Source organism: Methylobacterium sp. Leaf112, from assembly GCF_001423295.1.
Lineage (GTDB): Bacteria > Pseudomonadota > Alphaproteobacteria > Rhizobiales > Beijerinckiaceae > Methylobacterium.
Genome location: NZ_LMNG01000032.1, coordinates 202,677 through 217,392, shown reverse-complemented (window position 1 = coordinate 217,392; position 14,716 = coordinate 202,677). Strand labels below are relative to the sequence as shown.

Below are 14,716 nucleotides of genomic sequence, written 5' to 3'. Positions count from 1 at the left end.
GTTGGCCGAGGCTCCGGTCACGTCCCCGAGGGCCCGAGCACACGCGGCGCCGGGCTGACCACCGCGGGGGCGCCGCTGCGGATCTCGTAGACCGCGAGGGTCCGGTCGCTCGGGCCGTCGGGCCGGAACCGGAAGGTGCCGTCGACGCCGGAGAAGCCCGACGGGTTGGTGAGCGTGGTGTCGGCGAAGCGCTGCGAGCCGAATTGCCGGCTGAGCGCCGCCGTGAGCGATACGGCGTCGTACGCGAGGGTCGCCACCCGCGGTGGCACCGCCCCGAACCGTGCCTGATAGCGCTGGGAGAAGTTCGAAAAGCCCGCCGCGTCGGGGGCCGCGAACCAGCCGCCCTGGAGGGATGGCAGGGCGAAGGCGCGGGGATCGTTCCACACGGCGGTGCCGAGGGGCCGGACCCGGGTCGGCGAGAACCCGGCCTTGGCGAGGACCGGGTCGAGGGCGGCTAGGCCGTCCGGCGTGTCGGGGAGGAACAGGGCGTCGGCCTGGGCGCCCCCGCCCGTGATCAGGCCGGAGAGCCGCCCCACCGCCGGACCGGGATTGCCCGGCGCATAGCGCTCGATGCCGACGAGACGGGCGCCTTTGCGCGCCACGGCCTCGCGGAACTGCGCTTCGACGGCGTTGCCGTAGCTGTTCTCCGGAATCAGGGCCGCGAACGAGCGCCGGCCCTTGGCCACGGCCTCGTCGACGATGCGGTCGACCTCGGCCTGGGGCAGGAAGCTCAAGAGGTAGACGCCGCGCGCCGCAACCGCCGCATCGGTGGAGAACGCGATGACGGGCTTGCCCGCCGCGCGGGTGGCCACGGACGCCGCCTGGACGTTGGCGGCGAAGAGCGGACCGAGCACGAGTTCGGCCCCATCCGCCAGGGCCGCCTGGGCAGCCTCGCGGGCGCCATCCGCCGTCCCGCGATCGTCCTTCACCAGGATCTGGAGGTCGGGTTTCTGGAAATCCTCGACGGCGAGTTCGGCGGCGTTGCGGAGCGCCGCCCCCACGGCCGCGCCGGGGCCGGTCAGCGGCACCACGAGGGCGACCTTCACCGCGCCGGTGCCGATCCGGGTCCCGGAGGCGGCCGGTCCCGGGCCGGTCTCGCCCGGGGGCAGGTCAGTCGGGGGGAGATCGGCCGGCGGCGAAGCGGCGACCACGGGCGGCGCGGACCGGCGTCCGGCGCGCGGGCCGCCGTCGGGGCCGCCGATGCAGCCCGCCAGGGTCAGCGCCAAGGCCGACGCCAGGGTACCGACGCCCCAGACGCCCATCTGCCGCCACTTCGCGCGTGTCATCGCGGCCCTCCTGTCGCCGAGCGTCCCGTCACGTTGGGAGTGTCGTTCGCAAAAGTAAATGTGCGTGCTGGGGGATACACGCATTCCGCACGGAGGCGCCGGCATGGCATGGTCCCGCCCATGACACAGCGAAGCGACAAGCCGGGCCGACCGCGCCGGGACGCCCCGGCGGGGCCGGCAAAACCCATCTCCACCTTCACGGCCTTCGGTCTCGCGGCGGAAGCCGAACCCCTCGATCCGGGGCTGCACGTGGTGGCGACGCCCATTGGCAACCTCAGGGACGTCTCGTTCCGGACGCTCGCGACCCTGGCGGCGGCCGACACGGTGCTGGCCGAGGACACCCGCGTCACCCGCACCCTGCTGATGCATTACGGGATCACCACGCCGCTGGTGGCCTATCACGAGCATTCCAACGCCGCCGTGCGCGAGCGGATGATCGCCCGGATGCAGGCCGGCGAGGCCCTGGCCCTGGTCTCGGACGCGGGCACGCCCCTGGTCTCCGACCCCGGGTTCAAGCTCGTCCAGGCGACCATCGAGGCCGGCATCCGGATCACGCCGATCCCCGGCCCCTCGGCGGTGATGACCGCCATCGTCGCCGCCGGCCTGCCCACCGACCGGTTCTTCTTCGAGGGCTTCCTGCCGCAGAAAGCGGGCGCGCGCCGCAACCGCCTGGAGGCCCTGGCGCAGGTCCCCGGCACCCTGGTGTTGTTCGAATCCCCCCACCGCCTGCCCGAGATGCTCGTCGATGCCGCCGAGGTCTTGGGGGCCAATCGCCCGGCGGCAGTCGCCCGTGAACTGACCAAGCTCTACGAGACCATCCGGCGCGGCAGCCTCGGCGGCCTCGCGGCGACCTTCGCGGAGGAGGGGGCGCCGCGGGGCGAGATCGTGGTGATCATCGGCACCGGCACCGAGGAGCCCGATCAGGCCGAGACCGATGCGGGCCTCGATGCCGCCCTGACGGCGGCGCTCGCCCGCCACTCCATCAAGGACGCCGCCGCCCTGGTGGCCGACGAGACCGGCCAGCCGCGCCGGGTGGTCTATGCCCGCGCCCTGGCCCTGTCCCGGCGGACCGATGACGAGGCCTGAGCCCCGCACCAAGGATGCCGCCCGGCGGCGCGCCACCCACGGACGCGGCCTCACGGGCGAGACCCGCGCGCTGCTGGCGCTCCTGCTGAAGGGCTACTGGCCGCTGGCCCGGCGCTACGCGGCCGTGGGCGGCGAGATCGACCTCGTGGTCCGGCGCGGACGCACCATCGCGTTCGTCGAGGTGAAGGCACGGGCGGACCTGGAGACGGCCCTCGACGCCATCGACGGGCGAAAGCGGGCACGGTTCTCGCGCGCGGTACGGGGCTGGATCACGGCGCACCCGGCCCATGCCGGGTTCACCCTGCGGGCGGATGCCGTGCTGGTCGCACCGGGGCGCTGGCCGGCCCACGTGGCCGACGCGTTTCCCCTGGACGGGCGGTGACGGTCAGGCCCGCGCGGCGGCGACGGCGGCGAGCAGGGTGCGCTTGAGGTCGGCCTGGCTGAACGGCTTCTGCACGACGGGACGATCGCGGAACGGCTCGCGGATGCCGGCACCGCCGTAGCCCGTGGAGAACACGATGGGGAGGTTGCGCTTCACGATGGCCTCGGCCACCGGATAGATCGGCTCGCCGGCGACGTTCACGTCGAGGATCGCCACTTCGAAGTTCTCGACCTGCGCCATCTCGAGGGCCGTCGAAAGGCGGGCGGCGGGGCCCACCACCGTGCATCCGAAATCGAGCAGCATGTCCTCGAGCAGCATCGAGATCGCCGCCTCGTCCTCGACGACAAGCACGCGAGCCCCGTTCAGAAGGTCTTCGTCCACTTGAGCACTCACGCCGGGGCTTCTTCCCTTCGATTCGTTCCGGGTTCGGAAACGTCGTCTACAAAGAGGAGTCTTGGATCGACCTCGGCTCAGGTGCTTCCACCCTCGACCGCGAGCGCGACAACATTGCCGAAGATCCGGTACGACGTGGGCCGTTCCGGGACGAAGCGAGCCGTCGCCCGTTCCGCCGAGCGTGTCAAGCGCTTCCCCGGCTCCGGACGACGCCGAAAGACGTTGATGTTACGAAGTGATACATTTGCGTCTCAGCCGGCCGAAATAGGATCCCCGCACCGGGGGTGAAGGGATTTATGTCGGAACGGTTTCCACCTCGCCCACACGTCCTTGACCGGCGAATCTTGCTCGCGGGCCTTGCGGGAGCGGCCGTTGCCCCGTCACGACCGGCGCGGAGCGCTGCCCCCCTCGTCGTCGCCTCCAAAAGCGACACGGAGGGGGCGCTGACGGGGGCGATGATCGCCCTGGCGCTCGAAGCCCTCGGCCTGGCGGTGGTGACGAAGCTCGGCCTCGGCCCGACGTTGATCGTGCGCAACGCCCTGCTGTCGGGCGAGGTCGACCTCTATCCCGAATACACCGGCAACGGGGCGTTCTTCACCGATACGGTGTCCGACCCCGCCTGGAAGACGTCGGACGGCGCGTTCGCCGCCATCGCCCGCGCGGATGCGGGCCGCGGCCTCGTCTGGCTCGATCGGGCGCCGGCCAACAACACCTGGCTCATCGCCGTGAACGGTGCCCTCGCCCGGCGCGAAGGGCTCGCGACCATGGCGGATTTCGCCCGGGCCGTGGGGCGGGGCCTGATCCGGCTCGCCGCCTCGACGGAGTTCGTCGAGAGCCCCGCCGCCCTGCCGTCCTTCGAGGCCGCCTACGGGTTCCGGATGCCGCTGGATCGCATCGTCAGCCTGCCGGGCGGCGACACGGCGGTGACGGCCCGCGCGGCGGCGCAGGGGATCAGCGGCGTCGATGCCGGCATGGTCTACGGCACGGACGGGGCCCTCGATGCCCTGGACCTCGTGGTGATGGAGGACCCGAAGGGCGCGCAGATCGTCTACGAGGTCGCGCCGGTGATCCGGGCCGGAACCCTCTCCCGCCACCCCGAGATCCGCCCAGCCCTCGCCCGCATCTTCACCGGCCTCGACGCCCCGACCCTGCGCGGGCTCAACGCCCGCATCACCGTGGAGGGCGTCGTGGCCGAGACCGTGGCGCGCACCTACCTGACGGAGCGCGGGTTCCTGAGATGAGCGCCCCCGGACAGGCCCACGGACGGGCGGCCGGTGCCGCGCGCGGATTGCCGGCTGTGCTGGCGCTCGCCTGGTTCGTCGGCCTAGGGGCAGCCCTCGTCCACGGGCCGCTGCTCACCATCGCGGCCAATCGCCTGGTTCCCGGCGTTCCGGTGGCCGGCTGGGCCGGTCTCGGGCCCGCCCTGCCGGGGGTGCTCGTCCTGTCCGCCCCCGCGGCGGGCCTCCTGGCATCCGCATCCGGAGGCCGGGCCGGTGCCGTCGCCCTGGCCCTGCTCCTCGCCGCCGCCGGGCTTCTGGCCTGGGGAATCGGACACGGCGCCGCCCTGCGGATGGCGGCCGAGCCTCCGGCGGCGCGGGCCGGTCTCGGCGCCGGGGCGTGGCTCGCCGCCGCCCTGCTCGCCGCGGCCCTTGGGGTCGCCGTCCAACGCGGGCGCCGTCCCGGCCTCGGGCTCGGTATCGTGCTCCTCGTCGGGGTCGGACTGATCGTGGCCGGGCGGGCCGGGACCTTCGCGGCCCTGTCGCTCGCCGTCGAGTATGCGGGCCGGCGCGCGGCCCTGCACGCCGCCTTCGTCGAGCATCTCGTCCTGGCGGGCGGCGCCCTCGCGCTGGCGATCCCCGTGACGATCGGGCTCTCCCTGTGGCGGCGCGGCCAGGATCTCGTCGGGATCGTGGTCGGGGGGCTTCAGGTGGTGCCGGCGGTGGCCCTGCTCGGCGCCCTGGTGGCACTCACCGGCGGCCTCCTGCGGGCGGTGCCGGCGCTGCGCGAACTCGGCCTCTCCGCCCTCGGGCCGGGACCGGCCGTCGTCGGCATCGCCGCCTACCTGCTCCTGCCCCTGTGGCGCGGCCTCGCTTCGGCGTTGCGGGCGCCCGACCCCGACAGCCTCGACGCGGCGCGGGCCTTGGGTCTCACGGACGCACAGATCCTCGTACGCCTGCGCCTGCCGCTGGGTGCGCCGCAACTCGTCGGCGCCCTGCGGGTCGCTGCGGTCCAGGCCATCGGCCTCGCCACCCTCGGCGCCCTGATCGGGGCCGGCGGCCTCGGCCGCATCGTGTTCGACGGCATGGCGCAGTTCGCCCCCGATCTCATCCTCCTCGGCGCCGTGCCGGTGATCGCCCTGTCCCTGGTCGCCGAGCGGGCGTTGAGCGGGGTGGAAGATCGGATGCGCGTCGGAGCGCCCGCATGAGGCTGCGGCGCATGGTGCCCATCGGCCTCATCGGCCTCGTCCTGGCGGCCGTCAGCCATCCGGTGGTCGCGACCGAACTCGCGAAACTCCTCGGCGAGGCACCGCGCCGGGCGCTGGATTTCGACCGCCTCCTCGCCCTCGCCGTGCAGCACCTCGTGCTCGCGGGGACCGGCCTCGGGCTGGTGACGACCCTCGGGCTCGGCCTCGGCATCCTGGCGACCCGCCGGGCCGGGGCCGCCTTCCGTCCAGCCATCGACGGCCTCGCGGCCGGCGCGCAGGCGGTGCCGCCCGTGGTGGTGGTGGCCCTCGCCCTGCCGATCCTCGGGTTCGGCGGACCGCCGACCCTGCTGGCCCTCGTGGCCTACGGGGTGATGCCGGCCCTGCGCGGCACCGTGGGCGCCCTGGAGGCGGTCTCGCGCGACGCCATGGCGGCGGCGGAGGCCATGGGGATGACCCGCCGGCAGATCCTGTTTTCCGTCGAACTCCCCCTCGCCGCGTCAGAGATCGTCGAGACCCTGCGCACGGCCCTGGTGCTAGCGGTGGCCACCGCCGCCGTGGGGGCGCTCGCGGGCGCCTCCACCCTCGGCACCCCCATCGTCGCCGGGTTGCAGAACCAGAACACCGTACCGATGCTCCAGGGGGCCGCCGCCACGGCGGCCCTGGCCTTCCTCGGCGACGCCGCCCTGCTCGGGCTGGCGGCGGCGTTCCGGATCAATCGTCCTTGAACGCCACCTCGGTGCCCGGGGCGACGCGCAGGGCGAGGCTGCGCGCGTCCCAGTTCGTGAGGCGGATGCAGCCGTGCGATTCGGTCTTGCCGACCTTCTCGGGCTCCGGCGTGCCGTGGATGCCGTAGGACGGGATCGCGAGATCGATCCAGACCACGCCCACGGGATTGTTGGGGCCAGGGGGAATCGTGAACTTCTCCTTCGTCTTCACGCCCTTGAACGCGTATTTCGGGTTGTAGGTGTAGGTCGGCGCGAAGGCGACGCCCTTCACCTTGGTGTTGCCCGACGGCGCCGGCTTCTCGGCGCTGCCGATGGAGGCCGGATAGAACGCCAGAAGCTTGCCGGCCTTGTCGAAGGCACGCACGTGCCGGGTGGTCTTGTCGACGGTGATGCGGGCGACGTCCTTCGTCGGCCTGTCCTCGGATTTCGACGTGTCGTCGGCCTTGGATTTATCGTCGGCCTTGGATTTTTCTTCCGGTTTGGATTTCTCGTCCGGTCTGGGCTTGCCCGTCTCCAGGGCCGGTACCGCCGCGACGGTTATCACCGTACCGGCCTTGTCGAGGGGCTTGTCGGGGTTGAGGGCCACGAGCAGGGCGCGGGCCATGTGGAACCGCTCGGCCAGCATCTCGCGTGGGTTGGTGTAGGACAGGGCCTCGAGGTCCGCTTGGCGCTCCATCTTGGGCGGGATCGTGGCCACGTAGGGCCCAGCCACGTCGGCCTCCGTCAGGGTGTACTCGGCCGTCACCGGCTCGGTGCTGGTCGCCGCGAGCTTCTCGAACACCTCCGCGTTCACCGCCTCGGTGGCTGGCAGGCCGTTGGCCGTGGCGAAGGCCGCGAGGGCGCCGCGCATGTTCTCGCCGTCGCGTCCGTCGATGGCGCCGGGGGAGAACCGTGCCCGATCGAGGAGAACCTGCACCTTCACCAGAAGCGGATCGGGCCGCTTGTCGTCGGCCTTGGCGGTCTTCTTAGTCCGGACCTTTTCGTTACGGACTTTTTCGCCGTCGGAGGGCTTTGTGTCGGAAGACTTGCTGGCGGATGCCGGGGCGGCGGCCTCGATGGCGTCGCGGGTGAGGGCCGACGAAGCCGCGTCGACTTTGCCGGGAGCTTCCTTACCGAGGGCTTCCTGGCCGGCGGCTTGTTTGTCCGGAGCCGCCGCCACGCCGCCGGCGAGGCAGGCCAGGGCCAGCAGAGAGACGCCGCCCATCATCGAAAATCTACGCATCGTCCAGCGTCCGCATCCTGCCCGGGGCGCCGTCGCCCACGCGCCGGAACAAGCGTGACCGACCGCAAGCCGTTCCGCCGATGGGAATTATTGGCAGAGGCGGTGGCCGGCGGTACGTTCGCGTTCGTCGAGGTGGAAGTGGTTGGCGTGCGCCGCGTCCGTGCCCGGCCCCAGGACCGTGCGGAAGAAGCCGCACGCCTTGGCACGGGCATGGGCGAGGAAGGCCGCCTCCGGCGTGCCCTCGGGCAGGGGGGCTACGGCAATGACGGCGCGGTTCGCGAAGGTGAAGCCCATGACGTCGATGCCGTTTGCGAAGGCGTGCTCGCTCAGCTTGGCGTCGGGATCGTGGTTCTGGCCCCGGCAAAGGTAGGTGGTGCCGAGGCTCAGGCCCTTGAGCGGCTGCGACAGGTCGCGCTCGGCCAGGGTCTGCGCTTCCGTGGCCCAGCGCGCCAGGGCCTCGGCGGCGCCGCACACGAGGGTGGCGGGCGGGTTCAGGGCGAGGTCGCCCGCGAGCGCCGTGATCTTCAGGGGCCGTGCCGCGCCGCACTGCCCGTCCGAGAGGGCGGGCACGGGTTCGAAGCGGGCGCCGAGGCGCTCGAGGCGCTGACGGCAGGCGGTGTCATCGGCCGCCGCGACCGTCACGGCGAGGGCCGCCTCGCCGGAGAGTTCGGGCGGACGCGCCGGGGGCAGGGGCGTGGGCTCTGCCGGTTTAGTCTCGGCGGGTTTGGTCTCGGAAGCTTTGGTTTCCGCGGGCTTGGTGTCGTCCGGCTTGATCTCGGGCGCCTTCACGGCCGGGGTGGTCAGTTCCGGCGGGCGCTCGGGCGGACGCGGCGCGTCGAGGGACGGGCCGGGCTCGGGCGGACCGGTCACGAGCTCCGCCGGGCGGGCCGGCGGTGCCGGCGGTGGCACCGGGATCGCCGTCTCGGCTTGCGCGCGGGCGCCCCCGCAGAGCGCCAGCATCACGAGGCCGCAGCGGAACAGGGCCGGTGCGGCTTTGGGCGAGGGCGCGGGCATCCGGTTCCAATCCTGTCCGGACCTTGACCCTGCAAGGCGGTCGACGGTGCCCGCACGATCGGCGCATCGGCGCCCCGGGACAAGGGCAGGGCCGCAACAGCCGCGCACCATCGGCCTCGCGCACGCGACCGTCGGACCTCGCGCGCGCCGGACTTGCGCGCGCCGGACTTGGGCCTACCGTGCGGCCGACACGTCCGAGCCCATAGACCCAGGATGACCATGACCGCCGGTACCCCCTCGACGTCCACCGCCTCCCTCGGCCCCTTCGCCGAGCGCGACTGGGCGACGCCCCACGGCCTGCCGCCGTTCGAGCGCATCGCGCCCGCCCATTACCTCCCGGCCTTCGAGGCGGCGCTCGCCGCCCACAATTCCGAGATCGACGCCATCGCCAAGAACCCCGAGGCGCCGCGCTTCGACAACACCGTCGGTGCCCTGGAGCGGGCCGGCCACGCCCTCGACCGGGTCGCGGGCGTGTTCTTCAACCTCAGCGGCAGCCACACCAACCCCGACCTCCAGGCGGTGGAGCGCGCCATCACCCCGCGCCTCGCCCGCCACGGCAGCGCCATCTACCTCAACCCGGATCTCTGGGCCCGCATCTCCGCCGTCGATGCCGACGCCGAGGATCTCGGGCCGGAGGAACGCCGGGTGCTCGACCGCTACCGCACGCGCTTCCGCCGCTCCGGCGCCGACCTCGCCCCCGAGGCCAAGACCCGCATGGCCGAGATCGCCGGCCGCATGGCGGAGCTCGGCACCAGCTTCAGCCAGAACCTGCTCGCCGACGAGGGCGCCTTCGCCCTGCCCCTCGACGGCGCCGACGATCTCGCCGGCCTGCCCGACTTCCTGCGCGATGCCGCTGCCGCCGCCGCGAAGGAGCGCGGGGGCAAGCACGGCCACGTCATCACCCTGTCGCGCTCCCTCATCGAGCCCTTCCTGGTGTTCTCCACCCGCCGGGACCTGCGCGAGCGCGCCTACGAAGCGTGGTCGAAGCGCGGCGAGACCGGGGGCGAGACCGACAACCGCGGCATCATCGCGGAGATCGTGGCGCTCCGCGCCGAGCGCGCCCGCCTCCTCGGTTTCGACAGCTTCGCCCACTTCAAGCTCGCCGACACCATGGCGGGCACCCCGGACAACGCCATGGACCTCCTGCGCAACGTCTGGACGCCGGCCCACCAGCAGGCGGCGGCCGAGCGCGACCGGCTCCAGGGGCTGGTCCAGGCGGAGGGGCACAACTTCAGCCTCGCCCGCCACGATTGGCGCCACTACGCCGAGAAGCTGCGCCGGGCCGAGCACGATCTCGACGAGGGCGAGATCAAGCCTTACCTGCCCCTCGACGGGGTCATCGCGGCCGCCTTCGACACGGCGACGCGCCTGTTCGGGCTGCAGTTCGAGGAACTCGCGGACGTGCCGCGCTACCACCCGGACGTGCGCGCCTGGGCCGTGCGCGACGCCGACGGCTCGGACGTCGGCGTGTTCCTGGGCGACTACTTCGCCCGCGCGTCGAAGCGCAGCGGCGCCTGGATGAGCGCCTTCCGCTCGCAGGAGCGCCTCGCCGGCACGGTCCGGCCGATCATCGTCAACGTGATGAACTTCGCCAAAGCCCCCGAGGGCGAGGCGACGCTGCTGTCCTTCGACGACGCCCGCACCCTGTTCCACGAATTCGGCCACGCCCTGCACGGGCTCCTCTCCGACGTGACCTATCCGCTGCTGGCCGGCACGGCGGTGGCGGGTGATTTCGTCGAGCTGCCGTCGCAGCTCTACGAGCACTGGCTCGAACAGCCCGAGGTCCTGCGCCGGCACGCCCGCCACCACCGCACCGGCGAGCCGATGCCCGAAGACCTGCTGAAGCGCCTGCTGGCGGCCCGCACCTTCAACCAGGGTTTCGCCACCATCGAGTACACGTCGTCGGCCATCGTCGACATGACCCTGCACCTGTCGAATGCCGGCGAGGCCGGCCTCGACGTGCTGGCCTTCGAGGCGGACGCCCTCAAGCGCATCGCCATGCCGGCCGAGATCGCCATGCGGCACCGGACCCCGCACTTCGCCCACATCTTCTCCGGGGACGGCTACGCGGCGGGCTATTACAGCTACCTGTGGTCGGAGGTGCTCGACGCCGACGCCTTCGACGCGTTCCGCGAAGCCGGGGACATCTTCCATCCGGAGACGGCGGCGCGTCTGCGCAAGTTCGTCTACGGCGCCGGCAACCTGCGCGATCCGGGCGAGGCCTACACGGCCTTCCGCGGGCGGCTGCCCAGCATCGACCCGCTCCTGCGCAAGCGGGGGCTGGCCGCCTGATGGACGGGCCCACCTTGGTAACCCTTCCGTAAACAAGCATGCTTAACCAATGCTTCCTGACATCTTCGGGAAGCATTGGTCATGACGGACACGGTCGGAACGGCGTCGGACACCTCACCGGAAGCCCTGCTCAAGCGGGCGGTGATGGGCGCCAGGACGAAGGCTGCGGCCAAGCCCGCCACGGGGGACGCCGCGCTCGGGAACACCTCGCGCTTGGGCGCGGCGGTGCCTGCCTTTCGCCGGATCGATCCGCGTCTCGCCGGCCTCGTCGGGGCGGCCCTGCTCCTCGGGGGGGTCGTCGGCGCCGGCGCGAGCCGCCTCGCGGCGACGGGCGACGACCGTGCGACGGGAGCGATGGCCGACATCCAGCGCCAGCTCGGCGCGGCGCAGGCCGAGACCGAACGGCTGACCACGGCCCTTGGGCAGGTCGGCAAGGCCGTCGCGCACACGCAGGAGACCGTCGACGCGGCCCGCACGGAGGCGCGGACCCGCAGCACCGCCGTGGTCGATCGCGTCGCCCGGACGGAACAGACCCTCGCCGCCAAGTTCGCGACCCTGAGCGAACGCTTCGAACAGACCGAGAAAGACCAGGCCGGGCGCCTCGCGACCCTGACCGCCCAGGTCGAGAAGCGAAGCGCCTCAACGGCACCGGCCGCCGTGAAGCCGGAGCCCACGGTCACCGGATCGCTTCCGGACGCCAAGGTCCAGACCGACAGATTCCAGGCCGACAAGGTCCTGGCCGAAGCCAAGATCCAGGCCGAAGCCAAGGTGCAGGCAGATGCCAAGGCGCAGGCGGCGTCGAAGCCGCCCGCCAGCGACAACTGGGCCGTGCGCGAGGTCTACGACGGCATCGCGGTTCTGGAGGATCGCAAGCGCCGCCTCGTCGAGGTCGGAATCGGCGATACGGTCCCGGGCGTCGGCCGCATCGAGACCATCGAGCGCCGGGGCCGGGCCTGGGCCGTCGTGACCCGCCAGGGCGTGATCACCCCGCAAGCTTGGTAGGCTGCGCCGGATTTGGTCAGCCGTACCGGCCTTCCGAGGCACGGTTCGCAATGAAAAAGCCGCCGTCCCGGTCTGGGGCAGGCGGCTCGAATTCCCCCGGTGGTCGGGCTCGATAGTCGAGGCAGTTCAGCGCCGGCCGAGGACCGAGCCTCAGGTCGCCTGCGCTTCGATCTCCACGTCGCAGGGGCACATGGGATAATGCGGCTCGATGGTCATCGGGTCGGCCATGATCGAGGCGCGCAGGGCACGGTTGCGTCCGTGCGTGAGTGCCCGTGTCTGCGCCTCCTGGGAGGGGTGCAGGATCGCGGCGAGGAAGGCGTGGCCCTCGAACTCCGCATCGAGATTCTTGGCTTCGAACACTGGCATGGCGTTCACCGACCCGGCGCCGTTGAGGTCTCCAAAGGGAGCCGCAACCCGGTTATTGGCAGAAAGCGTGGATAACGCCAATAAGTTCCCGGCGCACGTGTTGATTGATGATTAATTTACATTTGCGTAGTTCGAGCCGTTGATTGGGTGCGGCGGCGCACGCGAATACATCGGATCACTGATGATGCACCGCAGCGCCCTGCCGGCCCGACGGGCGCCGTCGATGGGCTTGCCGCCGTTGTGCCGCAAAGATGCTCGATTCGCTCGGGGGTGATTCGGGCCGCTGCGAATCACGAATGGTGGTCACGCCGCGTCGTCCTTCAGAAGTTCGGTGTTGATCGCGAAGGCCGCCATCGCGCCTTCGGCCGCCGCCACCACGGCGAATTGCACCCGACGGGACGCATCCCCCGCCACGTAGAGGCCGGGCACGTTGGTGCCCTCGTAATCCCCCGTCGGCACGATGCCCTTCGGCGTCAGGTCGCAGCCGAGTTGCGTGATGAGGTCGGACGGGCGGCATCCCCCGGGCGTGAGAAAGACGGCGTGGCACGGCCGCTCGGTCCCGTCCGCGAACACGAGCCGCTCCGCCCGCTCGCCATTCCCCGCCAGGCGCGCCACGGCGCCGTCGGCGACCTCGATCCCGTGGCGGTCGAGGCGGGCGCGGTCCGCCTCCGACAGGCTGTCGGCCCGGTCGTCGGTGCACAGGGTCACGTCCCGGCTCCAGACGGTGAGTTCGAGGGCGAGGCCGACGCCGGCGTGACCGTGTCCGTAGGCGACCAGGGGCTGGTCGCGGCTCTCGTAGCCGTCGCAATACGGGCAGGTGTGGACGCCGCGCGTCCAGTAGGTGTCGAACCCCTCGACCGTGGGCAGGTCCTGATGCAGCCCCGTGGCGAGGACGAGGCGGCGTGCGGTTTCCGTTTGGCCGTCGGCCAGAACCACCGCGAAGGCGTCACCCTCGCGGCGCGCCGCCGTCACCTCCGCGGTGCGGCATTCCACGGTGGGGTAGCGCGCGAGATCGGCCCGCCCCTGCGCCCGCAGGGCGGCGGGTGGCGTCCCGTCGCGGGTGAACAACCCCCAGGTCCGGGGCGTCGCGGCGTTGCGGGGGTCGCCGCAATCGATCAGCAGGACCGATCGGCGACAGCGGCCCAGGATGAGCGCCGCGTTGAGGCCGGCGGGTCCGCCACCGACGATGATGGCATCGTGCATCGGTCGATCGCTCCGGGATGGTGGTGCCGGTACACCAACGACCGGAGGCGCCAACCCGTTGCCGGACACGAAAAAGGGCGCCCGCGGCGCCCCTTTCCATTCGCAGGGTTTCGGGTGCCCGTTCAGGCGGCCGTGGTCGCGGCCTTCACCGGGATGCCCTTCTCGGACAGGAACTGCTGCAATTCGCCCGACTGGAACATCTCGCGGGTGATGTCGCAACCGCCGACGAACTCGCCCTTCACGTAGATCTGCGGGATCGTCGGCCAATTGGAGAAGGCCTTGATGCCGTCGCGGATCGCCATGTCGTCGAGGACGTTCACGCCCTTGAACGGCACTTCGAGGTGGTTGAGGATCTGCACGACCTGGCCCGAGAAGCCGCACATGGGAAATTGCGGCGTGCCCTTCATGAACACGACCACGTCCTGGGATTCGATCTCGGTCTTGATGGCGGTGTTGGCGTCGGTCATGGGAATCCTCGTATGGTCGGGAACGGTGTGCGTCACCGTTGAGGTCAGGATTGATTCGTCGATTTCAAGGCCGTCGCGTCGGCGATGGCGCGGAGAGCGGCATCCAGGTCGAAGGGCGCGACGAGAAGGTCGTCCGGTCCCAAAGGGCATCGGGCGGGCAGATGGGGGAGCAGAGTATCCCCATAGGTGGTCAGGCCTAGTTTGGCCTGCGACTGAGCGACGGACCAGATCTTGTCCCAGTCCAGGCGCTGGCGCATCGACCGCTCGTAGCGGGTGAACGCGGCGACCTGGAATGTACCGGCCTCCTTCCGCCAATGCTCGACGGAGAGGGTATCCGGCGCGGACAAGCGTTTGAGCAAATGCGCCAGAGTCTGTGCCAGCAGGCTTTCCACGGCACCGATTTGCGAACGCCCCACGCTCTCGATCTCCTCGGCGACGTTCTCCCAATCGAGGATGTTCGACAGGTCCGGCCGGCGCGCGAGTTCGCGAAGGGTCGACGCCTGCTGCTCGGCCCAGGTCACGATGTCGTCGTCGTAGAGGCTCGGCTGGTCCATGCGGTCCGCCCCGTGAGGTCCCTCGCTTCGCGAAGGGCGCCCCTCAATCCTGGGGGACGCCCGTGGTGAGCGCAAGGGCATGGAGCACGCCCCCCATGCGCCCCTGAAGCGCGCCGTAGACCATCTGGTGCTGGGCCACCCGGGTCTTGCCCTTGAAGGCGGCGGACAGGACCGTGGCGGCGTAGTGATCGCCGTCCCCGGCCAGATCCTTGATCTCGATCCGGGCGTCGGGCAGCGCCTCACGAATCATCGCCTCGATCTCACGCGCATCCATCGGCATGGGAAGTCCTCCTGAACAG

Annotated in this window: 16 protein-coding genes; 7 read left to right on the top strand and 9 right to left on the bottom strand. The window is 71.6% G+C overall.

Features of this window, described 5'->3' with window-relative positions; translation table 11 throughout:
- Positions 1 to 17: 17 nt before the first annotated feature.
- On the bottom strand, positions 18 to 1,286 hold the full coding sequence (locus ASF52_RS19415; RefSeq protein WP_156630238.1) for a penicillin-binding protein activator: 1,269 nt from the start codon (positions 1,284 to 1,286) through the stop codon (positions 18 to 20).
- A 120-nt stretch (positions 1,287 to 1,406) separates the two neighbouring features.
- On the opposite strand from ASF52_RS19415, the gene rsmI reads away from it, so the two are divergent.
- Both rsmI and ASF52_RS19405 read left to right on the top strand, forming a co-directional pair.
- Positions 1,407 to 2,372 (top strand): 16S rRNA (cytidine(1402)-2'-O)-methyltransferase, encoded by a 966-nt coding sequence (gene rsmI, locus ASF52_RS19410; RefSeq protein WP_056175713.1) that lies wholly within the window; start codon positions 1,407 to 1,409, stop codon positions 2,370 to 2,372.
- Positions 2,359 to 2,754, top strand: coding sequence for a YraN family protein (locus tag ASF52_RS19405; protein WP_056175710.1), 396 nt, complete (start codon positions 2,359 to 2,361; stop codon positions 2,752 to 2,754). The genes rsmI and ASF52_RS19405 overlap by 14 nt, the downstream gene beginning before the upstream one ends.
- Before the next feature lie 3 nt (positions 2,755 to 2,757).
- On the opposite strand, the gene ASF52_RS19400 is transcribed toward ASF52_RS19405, so the two are convergent.
- Complete coding sequence (locus tag ASF52_RS19400) at positions 2,758 to 3,147, bottom strand: response regulator (protein WP_056175593.1); 390 nt, start codon at positions 3,145 to 3,147, stop codon at positions 2,758 to 2,760.
- A gap of 296 nt (positions 3,148 to 3,443) precedes the next feature.
- On the opposite strand from ASF52_RS19400, the gene ASF52_RS19395 reads away from it, so the two are divergent.
- Genes ASF52_RS19395 through ASF52_RS19385 form a run of 3 tightly spaced genes read left to right on the top strand, consistent with a single transcriptional unit; the run spans position 3,444 to position 6,297 of the window.
- Positions 3,444 to 4,388 carry a glycine betaine ABC transporter substrate-binding protein gene (locus tag ASF52_RS19395; RefSeq protein WP_056175590.1) on the top strand — a complete coding sequence of 315 codons (945 nt, stop codon included), beginning with the start codon at positions 3,444 to 3,446 and terminating at the stop codon, positions 4,386 to 4,388.
- Entirely contained in the window at positions 4,385 to 5,572 is a 1,188-nt protein-coding gene (locus ASF52_RS19390; protein WP_056175587.1) for an ABC transporter permease subunit, read from the top strand. Before ASF52_RS19395 ends, ASF52_RS19390 begins: the two co-directional genes overlap by 4 nt.
- Positions 5,569 to 6,297, top strand: a complete 729-nt coding sequence (locus ASF52_RS19385; RefSeq protein ID WP_056175584.1) for an ABC transporter permease subunit — start codon at positions 5,569 to 5,571, stop codon at positions 6,295 to 6,297. The genes ASF52_RS19390 and ASF52_RS19385 overlap by 4 nt, the downstream gene beginning before the upstream one ends.
- On the opposite strand, the gene ASF52_RS19380 is transcribed toward ASF52_RS19385, so the two are convergent.
- Positions 6,284 to 7,519 (bottom strand): L,D-transpeptidase family protein, encoded by a 1,236-nt coding sequence (locus ASF52_RS19380; protein ID WP_056175581.1) that lies wholly within the window; start codon positions 7,517 to 7,519, stop codon positions 6,284 to 6,286. The genes ASF52_RS19385 and ASF52_RS19380 overlap by 14 nt on opposite strands.
- Positions 7,520 to 7,606: 87 nt before the next feature.
- Positions 7,607 to 8,479, bottom strand: a complete 873-nt coding sequence (locus ASF52_RS19375; protein WP_056175707.1) for an extensin-like domain-containing protein — start codon at positions 8,477 to 8,479, stop codon at positions 7,607 to 7,609.
- 273 nt (positions 8,480 to 8,752) lie between these two features.
- On the opposite strand from ASF52_RS19375, the gene ASF52_RS19370 reads away from it, so the two are divergent.
- Positions 8,753 to 10,825 carry a M3 family metallopeptidase gene (locus ASF52_RS19370; RefSeq protein WP_244473006.1) on the top strand — a complete coding sequence of 691 codons (2,073 nt, stop codon included), beginning with the start codon at positions 8,753 to 8,755 and terminating at the stop codon, positions 10,823 to 10,825.
- A gap of 81 nt (positions 10,826 to 10,906) precedes the next feature.
- The gene (locus tag ASF52_RS19365; RefSeq protein WP_056175576.1) at positions 10,907 to 11,827 is read left to right on the top strand and encodes a hypothetical protein; all 921 of its coding nucleotides are present in this window, start codon (positions 10,907 to 10,909) and stop codon (positions 11,825 to 11,827) included.
- Positions 11,828 to 11,977: 150 nt separating this feature from the next.
- Here ASF52_RS19365 and ASF52_RS19360 read toward each other — a convergent pair whose 3' ends face one another.
- From ASF52_RS19360 to ASF52_RS19340, 5 genes are all read right to left on the bottom strand, one after another.
- Positions 11,978 to 12,193 (bottom strand): hypothetical protein, encoded by a 216-nt coding sequence (locus ASF52_RS19360; RefSeq protein WP_056175574.1) that lies wholly within the window; start codon positions 12,191 to 12,193, stop codon positions 11,978 to 11,980.
- A gap of 303 nt (positions 12,194 to 12,496) precedes the next feature.
- Positions 12,497 to 13,396, bottom strand: a complete 900-nt coding sequence (locus ASF52_RS19355) for an NAD(P)/FAD-dependent oxidoreductase (protein WP_056175572.1) — start codon at positions 13,394 to 13,396, stop codon at positions 12,497 to 12,499.
- Between the two features lie 122 nt (positions 13,397 to 13,518).
- Complete coding sequence (grxD, locus tag ASF52_RS19350; protein ID WP_056175569.1) at positions 13,519 to 13,863, bottom strand: Grx4 family monothiol glutaredoxin; 345 nt, start codon at positions 13,861 to 13,863, stop codon at positions 13,519 to 13,521.
- 44 nt (positions 13,864 to 13,907) lie between these two features.
- The gene (locus ASF52_RS19345; protein ID WP_056175566.1) at positions 13,908 to 14,417 is read right to left on the bottom strand and encodes a DUF29 domain-containing protein; all 510 of its coding nucleotides are present in this window, start codon (positions 14,415 to 14,417) and stop codon (positions 13,908 to 13,910) included.
- Positions 14,418 to 14,460: 43 nt separating this feature from the next.
- Complete coding sequence (locus tag ASF52_RS19340; RefSeq protein ID WP_056095688.1) at positions 14,461 to 14,697, bottom strand: BolA family protein; 237 nt, start codon at positions 14,695 to 14,697, stop codon at positions 14,461 to 14,463.
- Positions 14,698 to 14,716 lie beyond the last annotated feature (19 nt).